Source organism: Cronobacter sakazakii, from assembly GCF_000982825.1.
In the GTDB taxonomy this organism is placed as follows: domain Bacteria; phylum Pseudomonadota; class Gammaproteobacteria; order Enterobacterales; family Enterobacteriaceae; genus Cronobacter; species Cronobacter sakazakii.
On the sequence record NZ_CP011047.1, the window covers coordinates 864915 to 880573 of the forward strand.

Consider the following 15659-nt stretch of genomic DNA (forward strand, 5'->3'; position numbering starts at 1 on the left):
CTGGTCTTCTAAGGGCGACAATAATGAAAAATACCGTCTGTACCCCAAAACATAACCCGAACTTCTGGATCTTTGGTCTCTTCTTCTTTTTCTACTTCTTCATCATGGCCACCTGCTTTCCGTTTCTGCCTATCTGGCTGTCGGATGTGATTGGCCTGAACAAAACCGATACCGGCATTGTGTTCTCCTGTATGTCGCTGTTCGCCATTGCGTTTCAGCCGGTGCTGGGCGTGATTTCCGACAAGCTGGGCTTAAAAAAACATCTGCTGTGGATTATCACCACCTTGCTGGTGCTGTTCGCGCCGTTCTTCCTGTGGGTGTTCGGGCCGTTGCTGAAGGTGAATATCTGGCTCGGCGCGCTGATGGGCGGGCTGTATATCGGCTTTTGCTTCTCCTCCGGTGCCGGGGCGATTGAGGCATACATTGAGCGCGTGAGCCGCAGCAGCGGTTTTGAATATGGCAAGGCGCGCATGTTTGGCTGCCTCGGCTGGGGGCTGTGCGCCTCGACGGCGGGGATGCTGTTTAACGTCAACCCGGCCATCGTGTTCTGGATGGGCTCCAGCGCGGCGCTGGTGCTGATGGGGCTGCTGCTATTCGCGCGTCCTCGCGCCAATCAGACGGCGCAGGTGATGAACGCGCTCGGCGCTAACCAGCCGCAGGTGACGGCGAAAATGGCGCTGGGCCTGTTCCGCCTGCCGAAGCTGTGGATGTTTATTCTCTATGTGGTCGGCGTGGCGTGCGTGTATGACGTGTTTGACCAGCAGTTCGCCACGTTTTTTAAATCGTTCTTCCCAACGCCGCAGGCGGGCACGCAGGCGTTTGGTTTCGCCACCACGGCCGGTGAGTTGTGTAACGCCATCATTATGTTCTGCTCACCGTGGATCATTAACCGCATCGGCGCGAAGAACACGCTGCTGATTGCGGGCACGATTATGGCCACGCGTATTATCGGCTCGGCGTTTGCCACGAACGTTTATGAAATCGTGGCGCTAAAAATGCTGCACGCGCTGGAAGTGCCGTTCCTGCTGGTGGGCGCGTTTAAATACATTACCGGCGTGTTCGACACGCGCCTGTCGGCGACCATTTATCTGATTGGTTTTCAGTTTGCCAAGCAGATGGCGGCGATTTTTCTCTCCGCCTTCGCCGGCACGATGTATGACCGGATAGGGTTTCAGGATACCTATCTGATTCTCGGCAGCTTTGTGCTCGCGATAACGGTGGTGTCGGCGTTTACGCTCACAAACACGCGGCAGGCGGTGGTGTCAGAAGAGACGGTGAAGGCGTAAGGTTGGCGTTTATCATTTATAACCGTAATGACGGCGGGTGCGCTTTGCTTACCCGCCCTACATCACACACGGCATTGCATTAACCGTAGGGCGGGTAAGCGGAGCGCGCCCGCCAGTTCCCAAATTAAATCTCTCGTAGGGCGGGTAAGCGAAGCGCACCCGCCATTCATACACACCCACGCTCACTCCAGATAAAACACGTTTTTCAACTCTTGGCTCACCGGGCTGTTATCCGGGTTGGACGGCATAATCTCGCGCATATGCTTCCACCAGCGCTGGCACACCTCGGTTTGCGCCACGGCGTTCCAGCGCGCCTCGCTCTCTATCTCGACCGTCGCGAAGAGCAAATGACGCTGCGCATCAAGCCAGATGGCGTAATGGTGCGCGCCGTGCGCTTTCAACACCGCTTCAAGCTCCGGCCAGATGGGGGAATGGCGGCGCTGATACTCGTCGTGCGCGTCGGGGTTTACCTGCATTACAAACGCTTTGCGGATCATAACGCCTCCAGATAGAGCTCGCGGACCTCGTCGCGTGAAGCGACGCGCGGGTTGCACGGCGCGCAAGGGTCAGCCAGCGCGTTATCAAGCCAGCCTTCGATATCCGCTTTCGTCACACCAAGCTGGCTGAAGCCGGAGGGAATGCCGACACGCGCCGACAGCGCGCGGATCGCGTTGATGGCTTCATGGCTCGCCTGTTCATCGCTCATGTCACGGGTATCGACGCCCATCGCCTGCGCCACGCGCGCAAACCGCTTCACGGCGCGCGGGCGGTTAAAATTTTCAATAACGGGTAGCAAAATCGCGTTGCAGACGCCGTGCGGCAGGTTGTGCGTCGCGCCCGGCTGGTGCGCCAGCGCATGTACCAGGCCTAAGCCCGCGCTGTTAAACGCCATGCCCGCCAGATACTGACCGCACGCCATCTGCTCGCGCGCCTCCAGATTGTGCCCGTCCTCCACCGCCTTTGGCAGCCACTCGTTAATCAGGCGAATCGCCTCCAGCGCGTTGGCGTCGGTCAGCGGGTGCGCACCCACCGAGACAAACGCCTCGACCGCGTGGGTCAGCGCGTCCATGCCGGTCGCGGCGGTGATGGCGGGCGGAATATCCAGCATCACGCTTGCGTCATCCACGGCGATATCGGGGATCAGATTCGGGTCGATAATCACCTCTTTGACCCGCCGCGCCTCGTTGGTGATCACCGCATTGCTGGTCATTTCCGCCGCCGTTCCGGCCGTGGTGTTAATCGCTACCAGCGGTGCGCCAGGGTTTTTGACATGACCTACGCCTGCGTAATCGATGGACGCGCCTGGATTGGCGGTGAGAATTTTGATGGCTTTAGCAGTGTCGATGGGGCTGCCGCCGCCGAAGGCAATCAGGTAGTCGCATTGCGCATTGCGCCAGATTGCGAAGCCGCGCTGCACCAGCGCTTCGGTGGGGTTCGGAAAAACGTCATCAAACAGCTCGTATGAAAGCTGATGCGTATCCAGTGCGGCAAAGAGGCTATCGAGCAGGCCGAGTTTAACCAGTTGTCCGTCGGTGACGATAAGCGCCTTGCCCCAGGCTTTATTCGCCACCAGTTTCACCATGTCTTCGATAGCGCCTGCGCCATGCAGGCTAATTTTGGGCAGTGCCAACATAAAGCTCATGCAGCTTCTCCTTGCTTTTACGGTAATGGCGGGTGCGCTTTGCTTAACCGCCCTACATTGAGGATGGGTAGGGTGGGTAAGCGCAGCGCACCCACCGTCTGCCTCCACACACCCGCCCGGTTACAGCGCGATGGCACCCGCGTGCGGCGTCACGCCAAAACGCTCGCCGAGCGCAATCAACTCCTCGCGCGTGATGGTCTGCTTCATGCCGCCCATCGACAACACCTTGACCAGGATCTCGGCGGATTTCTCGGCGGTATCGATAAGCCCGAACGCCTCATCAAGCGTCGGCCCGGTGCCGAAAATACCGTGATGCGGCCACAGCACCAGCGTGTGGGTTTTCATCTGCGCCGACGTGGCGCTGCCGATGCCATCGGTGCCCGGCACCATCCACGGCACAATGCCGATGCCGTCCGGGAACACCACCAGGCATTCGGTGCTGCCTTCCCACAACAGGCGCGTAAAGCGCGCTTCATCCAGTTCCAGCACAAAGCTCAGCGCAATCAGGTTCGTGGCGTGACAGTGCATAATCACGCGGTCCTTGCCGCCGGAGACCGCTTTGCGTACCGCGTGCGACTGAAAATGCGACGCCAGCTCCGATGTCGGCAGGCCGCCGTTACTGAGCCCCCAGTGAATGTGATACGCCATACCGTCATCGGTGATTTGCAGCAGCACCAGCGTGTCTGCCGGGTCGAGCTGCACGTTACGGAAAAACTTCCCGGAGCCGGTCACGAGAAACCAGCAGCCCGCGAGTTCCGTGCGCGGCTGGCTCAGCTCCACGCAGCGTGGCGCAGGGTAAAACTCGTCGCGGTAAGGCTCCACGTCGGCTGCGTCAAGGCGCAGGCTCACGTTACCGCCGTTACGTTCGTCCCAGCCTTTCAGCCACATATCGCTGGTGGCTTTAACCATCCCCTGAATAAACCAGGAAGAGAGAATGCGTTGCATGAATGCTCCTTAGCGCGTGCTTAACACATGTTGTTCATAGTGGCGGACGGCGGAGAGCCACGCGGCATCGGCTGGCGTGTCGTGGCGCTCGCAGTACATCTCCCAGACGGCCTGCCACGGCAGCGATTTCTGCTCTTCGAGCAGCGCCAGACGCGCGGTGTAATCGCCTTCGAGCTCCAGCTGACGCAGTTGCGCGGTCGGCTCCAGCAGCGCGCGCAGCAGCGCTTTCTTCATATTGCGGGTGCCAATCACCCACGCCGCGATGCGGTTGATGGAGGCGTCGAAGAAATCGAGGCCGATATGCACGCGGTCAAACAGGTCATGGCGAATAATTTCGCCGGCGATGGCCTGGGTTTCGTCATCCAGCAGCACGACATGATCGCTGTCCCAGCGCACCGGGCGGCTCACGTGCAGCAGCAGGCGCGGCACGTAGAGTATTGCGGCGGAGATTTTGTCGGAGATCACTTCAGTCGGGTGGAAATGGCCAGCGTCGAGGCACAGTGCGGTCTGGCGGCTTGCGGCATAGCCCAGGTAAAACTCGTTTGAGCCGACGGTGTAGCTCTCCGCACCAATGCCGAACAGCTTGCTCTCTACCGCGTCGATGTGGTGCGCCGGGTTGAGTTTTTCGCGGATAACCTCATCCAGCGCGGCGAGCAGGCGGCGGCGCGGCGCCAGGCGGTCCACTGGCGTATCTTTCATGCCGTCCGGGATCCAGATGTTCATTACCGACGGTGTGCCGAGCTGTTCGCCAAACGACGCCGACACGCGGCGGCTCGCCTGGCAGTGCTCAATCCAGAACTGGCGAATTTCCGGGTTAGGGTGCGAGAGCGTAAAGCCGTCGGCGCTCAGCGGGTGCGAGAAGCACGACGGGTTGAAATCCAGCCCCAGCTGGCGCTCGCGCGCCCACGCCACCCAGTTTGCGAAATGTGCCGGTTTGATCTCATTGCGGGCGACCGGCGTGTCGGATTCCAGATAGATGGCGTGTAGGTTCAGGCGTTTGGGGCCGGGGATCAGGCGCAGCGCCTGGTCGAGATCGGCGCGCAGCTCTTCGGCGTTACGCGCCTTGCCCGGATAGTTGCCGGTCGCCTGAATGCCGCCGGTGAGCTGCCCCTGCGGGTTTTCAAACCCGGCCACGTCGTCGCCCTGCCAGCAGTGCATGGAAACCGGCAGGCGGTCGAGCTGGCGTAGTGCGGCTTCGGCATCGACGCCAACGGCGGCGAAGCGCTGCTTCGCCATTTCCCAGGCCTGATGAATGTGAGTGGTCATGCGTAAAGCTCCTTCCTGATTTGACGGGACGGCGATACCTGCGCCGCGTGGCGCGCTATTTCGCTGTCCGTCTGAGGGTGAAAAGGGGTCAGCGTCTGGCTGGCGGTCACAACGCGGCGAAACGCGTCGACATCGGCGATATCATCCAGCGCCATCAGCTGGCAGCCGATATTGCCGAGCGTGGAGGCCTCCACCGGGCCTGCCAGCACCGGAATGCCGCAGGCATCGGCGCAAAGCTGATTCAGCAGCGGGTTCTGGCTGCCACCGCCGACGATATGCAGCACCGTGAACGGCCGCCCGCGCAGGGCGGTGAGCTCTTCCAGCACGCGGGCATACAGCAGCGCCAGGCTGTCAAAAACACAGCGCGCCAGCTCTCCCGCGCTTTGCGGCGCAGGCTCGCCGCGCGCCAGGCAGGCGGCCTGAATTTCGCGGCTCATGTTTTCCGGGTTGATAAAGCGGTCGTCATTGGGGTTCACCACAAAGCGGCAGGGCGCAAGCGCGCGCGCCTCGTCGATAAGGGCGGGCAGGTCGGTAATCTGCTGCTCCTGGCAGACGCGCTGCAACAGCCACAGCCCCATGATGTTTTTCAGCACCCGGTAACGCCCTTCGGCACCGCCTTCGTTGGTGATATTGGCCGCGAGCGCGCGGTCATCGGTGTACGGCGTTTTGCTCTCAAAACCCATCAGCGACCAGGTGCCGGAGGAAAGGTACGCCGCGTCCGGCGTCGCCAGCGGCGCGGCGATCACCGCGCTGGCGGTGTCGTGCGTCGCCACAGAAACCACCGGCACTTCGACGCCCTGCGCGCTGCGCCAGTGGCCGATCACGTTGCCCGGATGCGTCGGCGCGCCGAGCCAGTGGTGCGGCACGCCCGCCCAGTCGAGCAGCGTCTCGTCCCAGTTATCGGTATTGATATTGATAAGCTGCGTGGTGGTGGCGTTGGTGTAATCCCAGTTCAGCGCGCCCGTAAGCCGGTAGCAGAGGTAATCCGGGATGAGCAGCGCATGCGCCACGCGGCCAACCAGCTCCGGCTGCTGCTCTACCAGCGCCCGAAACTGATACAGCGTGTTAAACGGCAGGAACTGAATGCCGGTGCGGCGGTAAATCGCCTCACGGCCCATTTGCTGCTCCGCGCGGGCCATGAGGCCGTCGGTGCGGCTGTCGCGATACGACACCGGCAGGCCGACGCGCTCGCCGCGCGCATCCAGCAACACATAATCGACGCCCCAGGTGTCGATGCCGATGCTGTCGATAGCGACGCCGCGCGCGCAGGCTTTCTCCAGCCCCGTGCGCACTTCACGCTCCAGCGCATCCACATCCCAGGTGTCGAAGCCGTCCACGCGGCGCAGGCCGTTGGCGAAACGGTGGATTTCCTCAAGCGTCAGGCGCTGTCCGTGGCTGTCGTAGCGGGCCAGCATCACGCGGCCGCTGGACGCCCCCAGATCGACCGCGACGCTATGGCGAATAGTCATGGTTGGGGTCCTTGTTGGAATCTCTGACGCCAGTCTAGGGAGCGGCGCGGCGGCGCACCTTCACTCCACGGACAGTGCGTTAAACGCGCTGGCAAGGAGGCAAAGATGAACGTGAGGGAGTTCACAAAATGGCGTCTGGCCGCCTGGCTGGCCGGGGTGTGAGCCGCGCCGCATTTCCAGAAATTTCACGGTGTTTCTTAAAAAACCGACAGGCTTTGCGCGTTTTGGCGTCGAAAATTTAAGGTGTCAGTGAGAACCGTTATCTACTATCAGGCAGGTTTCACAGAATGCGGGGGCAATGATGACGGTACTACAGAGCGTTGATTTTTTCCCATCCGGCGCAGCGTCGGTGACCATTGAACCGCGTCTTCCGCAGGCGGCTTTTCCTGAGCATCATCATGATTTTTATGAGATTGTCATCGTTGAGCACGGCACCGGCACGCATGTGTTTAATGGTCAGCCGTATACGCTCAGCGGCGGCTCCGTCTGCTTTGTGCGCGACCACGATCGTCATCTCTACGAGCACACCGAAAACCTCTGCCTGACCAATGTGCTGTATCGCTCGCCGCAGGCGTTCAGTTTCCTGTCGGGGCTTGAAAAGCTTCTGCCGCAGGAGCAGGACGGTCACTATCCGTCGCACTGGCGCGTCAGCCAGCAGACGCTGCATCAGGCCCGCCCGCTGGTCGGACAACTGGAAGCGCTGCGAGAAAGCAGCGACGTCCACGCCATCGCCAGCATGGAGATGCTCTTTATGCAACTGCTGATTTTGCTGCGTAGCGGCGCGCATGCGCAGGGCGACGGCCGCCCTGATGAACGGCTGAACCAGCTTATCGCCTGGCTTGAGGAACATTACGCGGAAGAGATTTGCTGGGAGCAGCTCGCCGACCATCACCGGCTGTCGCTGCGCACGCTGCACCGCCAGCTTAAGCAGCGCACCGGGCTGACGCCGCAGCGCTACCTTAACCGTCTGCGCCTGATGAAAGCGCGCTATCTGTTGCGCCACAGCGAAGAGAGCGTCACGGATATCGCCTATCAGTGCGGCTTTGGCGACAGCAACCACTTCTCCACGCTCTTCCGGCGCGAGTTTTCGTGGTCGCCGCGCGATATTCGCCAGGGGCGCGACGGGCAAACCCAGTAACGCGAAGGAAATCACCGTTTTCCGCGGCGAAAAAACGCATACTTTGCAGCCATTTGCCCCGGAGATACGCTGTGGCCTCTCAGTTAGTGCTCAGGAAAGCGGATTTCTTCGCGACACCCACCCAGCCGGTCGTCGTGGCTGACCGCTACCCGCAAAACGTTTTTGCCGAGCATACCCACGAGTTCTGCGAACTGGTGCTGGTGTGGCGCGGCAACGGGCTGCATGTGCTGAATGACAGGCCTTACCGCATCACCTGCGGCGATCTCTTTTATATCCGCGCCGAAGACCGCCACAGCTACCAGTCGGTTAACGATCTGGTGCTACATAACATCATCTACTGCCCCGAACGCCTGCAACTGAACGTCAACTGGCGCGATCTGCTGGAAAACCCGCGCGGCGTGAACGGCGACCCGCGCTGGCGGCTCAGCAGTCAGGGCATGGTGCAGGCGCGCCAGGTGATTGACCAGCTTGAGCATGAAAGCCCGAAGCAAGACGCGCTCTCGCACTGCCTTGCCGAAAGCCTCTTTTTACAGCTGGCGATTACGCTTCGCCGTCATCGTTACCAGCCATCGGGCGGTACGGGGCCGGGCGAGGGAGAAACGCTGGATCTGCTGATGGCCGCGCTCGGCAACAGCCTCGACGTGCCGTTCGATTTACAGCACTTTTGCAGTCATTATCAGATTGCCGAACGTCCGCTGCGCCAGCTGTTCCGCCAGCAGACGGGCATGACCATCAGCCAGTACCTGCGCCAGTTACGCATTTGCCAGGCGCAGTATCTGCTGCGCCACTCCTCGTTGCTGATAAGCGAAATCGCCGCGCGCTGCGGCTTTGAAGACAGTAACTATTTCTCGGTGGTGTTTACCCGTGAAACGGGCGTGACGCCACGGGTGTGGCGTCAGCAGTGGGGTGCGATGGCCGGTTAGTTGGTCGCCATGCCCAGCCCGACGATATTCGCCGCCACGATAATCACCACGCAGCCCAGGCTCAGCACGCTGACCGGGCGACGCCCGGCGGCTTTCCACTCGCGCAGCAGCAGCCCGACGATGCCGCCGCACAGCACGTAAAAACTCATGTGCAGCATCCAGCTGATGTAGTCGTACTGCGCCGGGATGCGCGCATGGCCCCAGGCGTAGAAAAAGAACTGCAAATACCACATCAGCCCGCCGAGCGCCGAGAGCAGCACGTTGCTGATAAGCAGCGGTTTCGCCAGCGAGAAATCGGCTTTAATCGACAGGTTTTTCACCTTCGCGAGGCGGATAAAGCAGAAGCCGAGGTTAATCAGCGCGCCGCCGCCCATGATAACGACATAGCTTGGCAGCGCGACGTAGAGCGGATCGACGCCCAGCGCGGCGGCGGCTTCATGCATCGGCTTCGCGGCGTCCATCGCAAACGACATGCCGGCGGAGAACACGCCGCACAGCACCGCCAGCACCAGCCCTTTCTTCAGGTTAAACTCTTCGGCTTTGATGCCCATCTGGCGCTCTTTCAGCTGGCCTGCGCGTGTGACAATGGCGACGCCAACGAGCGCGACGAACACGCCAAGCAGCGTCATCCGCCCGCCCGCGGTGCCGACAAGCACATCGAATTTGCCGTTCAGCAGCGGCGTCATCAGCGTACCGACAATCAGCGTAATACCAATCGCGATACCGATGCCCATCGACATACCGAGATAGCGCATGGTCAGGCCGTAGTTAATGTTGCCGATGCCCCACATCGCGCCGAACAGAAACACCGGCAGCAGTGTGGCGGCGCTGAACGAGCGGTAGTAGGCCCAGAAATCGGGCAGCAGCAGCGCGCTGACCACCCAGGGTAAAATCAGCCAGGACACCACGCCGCCCACTGACCACATGGTCTCCCAGGACCAGTGCCGTACCTTCTTAAACGGCGCATAAAAGCAGGCGGCGCTCGCCGCGCCAATCAAGTGCCACAGTATGCCCATGGTTATTGCGTTACTCATGCTGTCGTCCTCGTTTCCGTCATAGCACCAGACAGGAGCGAAAGCCGCCCCCTAACCGAATCGAGTCTATTGAGGCGCTCACGCTTTCACCTTCGGGGCGCTGCCGCGAAGCGTTAACGGGTGGCAAAAAACAGCGAGTAAGCCGAACGGGGATCACACTTTATGGTGAATTCAGACGATGCCTAAGCGTTGGAAATATGTGCGAAAAACGGCGCAGGGTGTCCATTTTTGGCTAATATTGCGTTAAGTTATAACCATATAAAAACTGCGGCATTGATAAACATTTTCAATATCATTTAATTAACTATAATGAACCCACTGCTTACGCGGCGTTAACACCTATGCCGCCCGACAATAATGGAGATGATGAATATGAGTTACACACTGCCATCCCTGCCGTACGCATACGACGCCCTGGAACCGCATTTCGACAAGCAGACGATGGAAATCCATCACACCAAACACCACCAGACCTACGTCAACAACGCTAACGCGGCGCTGGAAAGCCTGCCGGAGCTGGCGAATCTGCCGGTTGAAGAGCTGATCACCAAACTGGATCAGGTTCCGGCTGACAAGAAAACCGTTCTGCGTAACAACGCGGGCGGCCACGCGAACCACAGCCTGTTCTGGAAAGGCCTGAAAAAAGGCACCACCCTGCAGGGCGACCTGAAAGCGGCTATCGAGCGCGATTTCGGCTCCGTTGAGAAATTCAAAGAAGAGTTCGAGAAAGCAGCAGCGACCCGTTTCGGCTCTGGCTGGGCGTGGCTGGTGCTGAAAGGCGACAAACTGGCTGTTGTTTCCACCGCAAACCAGGATTCCCCGCTGATGGGCGAAGCTATCTCCGGCGCTTCCGGCTACCCGATCCTGGGCCTGGACGTGTGGGAGCACGCGTACTACCTGAAATTCCAGAACCGCCGTCCGGACTACATCAAAGAGTTCTGGAACGTGGTTAACTGGGACGAAGCCGCAGCGCGTTTCGCTTCTCAGAAATAAGGTTGCAACCTGACCTGTAAAAAGCGAGCCTGATGGCTCGCTTTTTTTATATCCGCAAAAGGAGGCGCGTATGTATTTCCCGGTGCAGGTGTATCTCGGCAAAATCCGCGACTATGAAGGCAGCAGGCCCAGCGCCATCGGCAAAGTGCAGGTGGAGGGCGAGTTGTCACTTACCCGCCGCGGGCTGGTTGGCGATCAGCAGGCGGAGAAGAAAATTCACGGCGGGGCGGACCGCGCGCTGTGCCACTACCCGCGCGAGCATTATGCCGTCTGGGCGCGTGAATACCCGGAACAGGCGGAGTGGTTCGCGCCGCCCGCATTTGGCGAGAATCTCTCAACGCTGGGGCTTACGGAAGAGAACGCGTTTATCGGCGATATCTTTCGCTGGGGCGAGGCGCTGATACAGATCACCCAGCCGCGTTCGCCGTGCTTTAAGGTTAATTTTCACTCGGGGATTAGCGAGCTTTCCGGCCGGATGCAGGATACCGCGCGCTGCGGCTGGCTCTACCGGGTGATCGGCGAGGGAAAGGTGTTTAGCGACGCGCCGCTGGAGCTGGTGTCGCGGGTGAGCGCCATTTCCGTGCGCGAGGCCGCCGCGATTGCGTGGCATACGCCATTCGATGACGAGCAGTATCATCGGCTCCTGAGCGCAGGCGGGCTTTCCGCCAGTTGGGCGAAAACGCTGCAAAACCGGCGTCTTAACGGGAAGATCGAGAGTTTTTCGCGCAGGTTGTGGGGTAGAGGGTAGTAGGCGGGTTATCCGAAAATCGTTGGTGGGTGCGCTTCGCTTACCCACCCTACGGGAAAATGGGGCGGCGTTTGTTGGTGGGTGTGCTTTGCTTACCCACCCTGCGGGAAATGGGGCGGCGTTTGTTGGTGGGTGCGCTTTGCTTACCCACCCTACGGGCAGTGGGGCGGCGTTTGTTGGTGGGTGCGCTTCGCTTACCTATCCTGGGGAAACACGTCTCTATGCGTTATAGGGCGCGTGGTAAGGCGGGTAAGCGCAGCGCACCCGCCGTCGTCATTTACCCGTCACGACTTACCCCGCCACCCTCACATCATCAACATTTACGCCGCGTCATCCTGCTCAGGTTTCGCGCTGGCGGCGGGCAGATCCGCTAAAACGGACGTAAATTCCGGCGACGGCACCAGCGATTCGCGCGTGATCTCCTTAATCGACTTCGCACCGGTCAGCGTCATCGCCACCCGCATCTCCTTCTCAATCAGATTCAGCAGATTCGCCACGCCTTTCTCGCCGTGGGTCGCGAGCGCGTAAAGGTACGCGCGGCCCAGCAGCACGCTGTCGGCCCCGAGCGCAATCATACGTACCACATCCAGCCCGTTGCGGATGCCGCTGTCGGCGAGAATGGTGATATCGCCCTTCACCGCATCGGCGATGGCGGGCAGCGCGCGGGCGGACGAGAGCACGCCATCAAGCTGGCGGCCGCCGTGGTTGGAGACCACAATCCCGTCGGCACCGAAGCGCACCGCGTCGCGGGCATCTTCCGGGTCGAGGATCCCTTTGATAACCATCGGTCCGTCCCAGAATTCGCGGATCCACTCCAGGTCTTTCCACGAGATAGACGGGTCGAAATTGTTCGCCAGCCAGCCGATGTAATCTTCAAGCCCGGTCGGCTTGCCAAGATACGCGGAAATATTGCCGAGATCGTGCGGGCGGCCATTCAGGCCCACGTCCCACGCCCACTGCGGGTGCGTCACCGCCTGCCAGTAGCGGCGCATGGCGGCATTGGTGCCGCTCATACCGGAATGGGCGTCGCGGTAACGCGCGCCGGGTGTGGGCATATCAACGGTAAACACCAGCGTTGAGCAGCCCGCCGCTTTGGCGCGCTCCAGCGCGTTACGCATAAAACCGCGGTCGCGCAGCACGTAGAGCTGAAACCACATCGGGCGGTTCATCACTGGCGCGACTTCTTCAATGGGGCAGACGGACACCGTCGAGAGCGTAAACGGAATGCCTTTCGCCGAGGCCGCGCGCGCCGCCTGAACTTCGCCGCGACGCGCGTACATGCCGCACAACCCGACCGGCCCCAGCGCGACGGGCATCGAGAGCGTTTCGTTAAACAGCGTCGTCTCAAGGCTCAAATCCGACATATTTTTCAGCACGCGCTGGCGCAGCGCTACCTGCGAGAGATCTTCCACGTTGCGCTTAAGGGTATATTCCGCGTAGGCCCCGCCGTCGATATAGTGAAACAGAAACGGCGGCAGGATACGCTGCGCCGCTGCGCGATAGTCGCTGGCTGCGGAAATAATCATTCTTTATTCTCCCTGGAAGGTTGCATTACGTCGTCGGGCAGGCGGGTGACACGCGCCTGGCGGGCGACATCTTCATCAAGCTGTTTAATCGTGGAGTGGACAAAGCCGAGGTGGCGCAGCGTCGCGTTGCGCGCCCGTTCGGCATCGCCGGTTTCGATCGCCTCCAGCATCTCGCGGTGCTGGCCGGTGAGCTGCGCGAAAATCGGCTGTTGCAGATACATCCGCTGACGGCTCTCCATCACCGACGATTGCAGCAGATCGAAAAAGCCGCGCATGGTCTGGAGCAGCACCACGTTGTGCGACGCCTCGGCAATCGCCAGGTGAAAGCGCACGTCGGCCTGCGAGGCGAGATCCGGGTCGTCGCGCTCGGTAAACTGCAACATCGCGTCGAAGCAGTAGCGCAGCTTTTCTTTATCCTGCGCGGTGGCGCGTAGCGCCGCATACCACGCGGTGCTGGCTTCAATGGCGTGGCGGGCCTCTAAAATGTCGTAGCGATACCCCGGATCGTCCGCCATCAGGTGACGGATGGGCTGGACGATGCGCTGTTCCGACCACGGCTCCAGCTGATAGCGCACAAAGGTGCCGCCGCCGCGACGGCTTATCAGCAGCCCGTCGCGAATCAAAATCTGTAACGCTTCGCGCAGTGAATTACGCGAGACGCCAAGCTCCTGCGCGAGCTGTCGCTCAGAGGGCAGGCGCATTCCGGCTTCCAGCCCGCGCTCGGTGATGAGCGCACGAATGCGCTCCACCAGATGGTCGGCCAGTCGCCGGGTCATCAATGTCATGGGATCATCCAGGTAAAGTAATAAGCCTGAAGCAGCGTGATAAGCCCCACCATGCAGGTGAACGCCAGACTGTGCTTCACGGTAAAGCGGAAAAGATCGGACTCTTTGCCCACCAGCCCCACCGCCGCGCAGGCGATAGCGATAGACTGCGGCGAAATCATCTTGCCGGTTACGCCGCCGGTGGTGTTCGCCGCCACCATCAGAATATCCGAGACGCCGGTCTGCTGGGCGGCCGTGGCCTGGAGTGCTGCAAAGAGCGCGTTCGACGAGGTATCCGAACCGGTCAGGAACACGCCAAGCCAGCCGAGGAACGGCGAGAAGAACGGAAACGCGCTGCCGGTGTGCGCCAGTGCGAGCGCCAGCGTCGAGGAGAGCCCGGAGTAGTTAGAGATAAACGCGAACGCCAGCACCATGCCGATGGAGTAAATCGGCAGCGCCAGTTCTTTCATGGTCTGGCCGAAGGTTTCTACAGCGGCTTTCGGCTTCATGCGCAGCCAGATAATCGAAATGATGGCCGCCACGAAAATCGCGGTGCCGGTGGCGGAGAGCCAGTCGAATTTATAGACCGCCGCATAAGAGGTGGCCTTTGCGACGACCGGCGGCATGCGGGCCACGAGGCCATTGAGGTACGGCACGGAGACGTTAAACACCAGGTCTGAGAGCGGGCCGCCTTTGGCGAACAGCGCTTTAAACGGCGGAATGCTCCAGAGCGTCACCGTGGCGGTCAGGAACAGGAACGGTGTCCAGGCGCGCACCACCTGGCCTGCGGTGTAATGCTTGCGCGCCAGCGTTTGATCGACCACCGAGGCGCCCATATCGCCGAAGCGGAAAATACGCACCGGCTGCCAGCGTTTAAGAAACAGCGTCAGGCAGACCAGCGACACCAGCGAGGAGATAATGTCCGGCAGCTCCGGCCCGATAAAGTTCGAGCTTAAATACTGGGCGATAGCGAACGAGCCGCCCGCTACCAGCACCGCGGGCCAGGTCTCTTTAATGCCGCGCCAGCCGTCCATAATCGCCATGATCCAGAACAGCACGATAATGGTCAGGAACGGTAACTGACGGCCGACCATCTGGCCAATCTGGAAGCTGTCGAGGCCGGTCACCTGGCCTGCCACCAGAATCGGAATGCCCATCGCGCCAAACGCCACCGGCGCGGTGTTAACAATCAGGCACAGCCCGGCGGCGTACAGTGGGTTAAAGCCAAGCCCCACCAGCAACGCGGCGGTGATCGCCACCGGCGCGCCGAAGCCTGCGGCCCCTTCCAGAAACGCGCCGAAGGAGAAACCGACAATCAGCATTTGCAGACGCTGGTCCGGCGTGATGGAGAGAATCGACGAACGGATAATATCGAACTGCCCGGTTTTCACCGAAATTTTATAAACGAACACCGCGGCGATGATAATCCACGCGATAGGCCACAGGCCGTAGAAGAAGCCGTAAATCACCGACGCGAACGCGCGCTCCGCCGGCATTTTGTAGAAAAAGAGCGCCACCAGCAGCGCGATGGCGACGGTAATGGTCGCCGCCATGTAGCCCTTCAGCTTGAGCTTAATCAGCGCGAAAAAGAAAAACAGGATCGGCAAAGCGGCAATCAGGCTCGAAAGCCAGAGATTACCTGCCGGGTCATAATTCTGCTGCCAGAGGTGCATAGCGAATCTCCTGCGGGCCTTCATTCGTGCCGGAAGTCTGTGCTTCTGTTAGCGCGGATTTGTAAAAGTGGCCCAACCAATGTGTTGTTGTAGGGTGAATGACAACAAAATGTTAACTATTTGTTAGGTGTCGGCAACACGTTGGTTGCGCTTTTTTGGGGTTTTGTGAGTGGGCGGTAAGTTTGCGAGGGAATTGGTTGGGCCAATGTGTGTTATGACTGACGGTTTAGTACATCTCGTTTTTCGTCTAGA

Annotated in this window: 14 protein-coding genes; 5 read left to right on the top strand and 9 right to left on the bottom strand. The window is 60.3% G+C overall.

The window, feature by feature from the left end; genetic code table 11:
• The first annotated feature begins 23 nt into the window (after positions 1–23).
• Positions 24–1286: an MFS transporter gene (locus CSK29544_RS04030; protein ID WP_007899216.1), complete on the top strand. Its 1263-nt coding sequence runs from the start codon at positions 24–26 to the stop codon at positions 1284–1286.
• A gap of 182 nt (positions 1287–1468) precedes the next feature.
• Here the strand turns inward: CSK29544_RS04030 and rhaM are convergent, their stop codons facing one another.
• The 5 genes from rhaM to rhaB form a co-directional block, all read right to left on the bottom strand.
• Complete coding sequence (gene rhaM, locus CSK29544_RS04035; protein WP_014729852.1) at positions 1469–1783, bottom strand: L-rhamnose mutarotase; 315 nt, start codon at positions 1781–1783, stop codon at positions 1469–1471.
• On the bottom strand, positions 1780–2928 hold the full coding sequence (gene fucO / locus CSK29544_RS04040; RefSeq protein WP_004385152.1) for a lactaldehyde reductase: 1149 nt from the start codon (positions 2926–2928) through the stop codon (positions 1780–1782). Before fucO ends, rhaM begins: the two co-directional genes overlap by 4 nt.
• Positions 2929–3048: 120 nt before the next feature.
• A complete protein-coding gene (gene rhaD / locus CSK29544_RS04045) occupies positions 3049–3873 on the bottom strand; it encodes a rhamnulose-1-phosphate aldolase (protein WP_007899222.1) in 825 nt (274 codons plus the stop codon).
• A gap of 9 nt (positions 3874–3882) precedes the next feature.
• On the bottom strand, positions 3883–5139 hold the full coding sequence (locus tag CSK29544_RS04050) for an L-rhamnose isomerase (protein ID WP_007899226.1): 1257 nt from the start codon (positions 5137–5139) through the stop codon (positions 3883–3885).
• The gene (gene rhaB / locus CSK29544_RS04055; RefSeq protein ID WP_007899229.1) at positions 5136–6608 is read right to left on the bottom strand and encodes a rhamnulokinase; all 1473 of its coding nucleotides are present in this window, start codon (positions 6606–6608) and stop codon (positions 5136–5138) included. The genes CSK29544_RS04050 and rhaB overlap by 4 nt, the downstream gene beginning before the upstream one ends.
• A gap of 301 nt (positions 6609–6909) precedes the next feature.
• On the opposite strand from rhaB, the gene rhaS reads away from it, so the two are divergent.
• On the top strand, positions 6910–7746 hold the full coding sequence (gene rhaS, locus CSK29544_RS04060; protein WP_029039313.1) for an HTH-type transcriptional activator RhaS: 837 nt from the start codon (positions 6910–6912) through the stop codon (positions 7744–7746).
• A 71-nt stretch (positions 7747–7817) separates the two neighbouring features.
• On the top strand, positions 7818–8669 hold the full coding sequence (rhaR, locus tag CSK29544_RS04065; RefSeq protein WP_007899235.1) for an HTH-type transcriptional activator RhaR: 852 nt from the start codon (positions 7818–7820) through the stop codon (positions 8667–8669).
• On the opposite strand, the gene rhaT is transcribed toward rhaR, so the two are convergent.
• A complete protein-coding gene (gene rhaT / locus CSK29544_RS04070; RefSeq protein WP_029039314.1) occupies positions 8666–9703 on the bottom strand; it encodes an L-rhamnose/proton symporter RhaT in 1038 nt (345 codons plus the stop codon). The genes rhaR and rhaT overlap by 4 nt on opposite strands.
• Before the next feature lie 372 nt (positions 9704–10075).
• Here rhaT and sodA point away from each other — a divergent pair, with 372 nt between their 5' ends.
• Both sodA and yiiM read left to right on the top strand, forming a co-directional pair.
• A complete protein-coding gene (sodA, locus tag CSK29544_RS04075) occupies positions 10076–10696 on the top strand; it encodes a superoxide dismutase [Mn] (protein ID WP_015387089.1) in 621 nt (206 codons plus the stop codon).
• 70 nt (positions 10697–10766) lie between these two features.
• Positions 10767–11444 (top strand): 6-hydroxyaminopurine reductase, encoded by a 678-nt coding sequence (yiiM, locus tag CSK29544_RS04080; RefSeq protein WP_007899241.1) that lies wholly within the window; start codon positions 10767–10769, stop codon positions 11442–11444.
• 320 nt (positions 11445–11764) lie between these two features.
• On the opposite strand, the gene lldD is transcribed toward yiiM, so the two are convergent.
• From lldD to lldP, 3 genes are read right to left on the bottom strand one after another with little or no spacing between them, the layout of a single operon-like run.
• On the bottom strand, positions 11765–12970 hold the full coding sequence (gene lldD, locus CSK29544_RS04085; RefSeq protein WP_004385743.1) for an FMN-dependent L-lactate dehydrogenase LldD: 1206 nt from the start codon (positions 12968–12970) through the stop codon (positions 11765–11767).
• Positions 12967–13755, bottom strand: coding sequence for a transcriptional regulator LldR (gene lldR, locus CSK29544_RS04090; RefSeq protein ID WP_004385742.1), 789 nt, complete (start codon positions 13753–13755; stop codon positions 12967–12969). The genes lldD and lldR overlap by 4 nt, the downstream gene beginning before the upstream one ends.
• Positions 13752–15407 carry an L-lactate permease gene (lldP, locus tag CSK29544_RS04095; RefSeq protein ID WP_007892459.1) on the bottom strand — a complete coding sequence of 552 codons (1656 nt, stop codon included), beginning with the start codon at positions 15405–15407 and terminating at the stop codon, positions 13752–13754. Before lldP ends, lldR begins: the two co-directional genes overlap by 4 nt.
• Positions 15408–15659: the final 252 nt, after the last annotated feature.

Excerpts from the sequence above, each read along its gene's own strand:
- sodA (WP_015387089.1), top strand. The coding sequence starts at position 10,076 with ATGAGTTACACACTGCCATCCCTGCCGTACGCATACGACGCCCTGGAA.
- fucO (WP_004385152.1), bottom strand. The coding sequence starts at position 2,928 with ATGAGCTTTATGTTGGCACTGCCCAAAATTAGCCTGCATGGCGCAGGC.
- lldP (WP_007892459.1), bottom strand. The coding sequence starts at position 15,407 with ATGCACCTCTGGCAGCAGAATTATGACCCGGCAGGTAATCTCTGGCTT.
- lldR (WP_004385742.1), bottom strand. The coding sequence starts at position 13,755 with ATGACATTGATGACCCGGCGACTGGCCGACCATCTGGTGGAGCGCATT.
- rhaD (WP_007899222.1), bottom strand. The coding sequence starts at position 3,873 with ATGCAACGCATTCTCTCTTCCTGGTTTATTCAGGGGATGGTTAAAGCC.
- rhaT (WP_029039314.1), bottom strand. The coding sequence starts at position 9,703 with ATGAGTAACGCAATAACCATGGGCATACTGTGGCACTTGATTGGCGCG.
- rhaB (WP_007899229.1), bottom strand. The coding sequence starts at position 6,608 with ATGACTATTCGCCATAGCGTCGCGGTCGATCTGGGGGCGTCCAGCGGC.
- rhaM (WP_014729852.1), bottom strand. The coding sequence starts at position 1,783 with ATGATCCGCAAAGCGTTTGTAATGCAGGTAAACCCCGACGCGCACGAC.
- yiiM (WP_007899241.1), top strand. The coding sequence starts at position 10,767 with ATGTATTTCCCGGTGCAGGTGTATCTCGGCAAAATCCGCGACTATGAA.
- rhaS (WP_029039313.1), top strand. The coding sequence starts at position 6,910 with ATGACGGTACTACAGAGCGTTGATTTTTTCCCATCCGGCGCAGCGTCG.
- lldD (WP_004385743.1), bottom strand. The coding sequence starts at position 12,970 with ATGATTATTTCCGCAGCCAGCGACTATCGCGCAGCGGCGCAGCGTATC.
- CSK29544_RS04050 (WP_007899226.1), bottom strand. The coding sequence starts at position 5,139 with ATGACCACTCACATTCATCAGGCCTGGGAAATGGCGAAGCAGCGCTTC.
- CSK29544_RS04030 (WP_007899216.1), top strand. The coding sequence starts at position 24 with ATGAAAAATACCGTCTGTACCCCAAAACATAACCCGAACTTCTGGATC.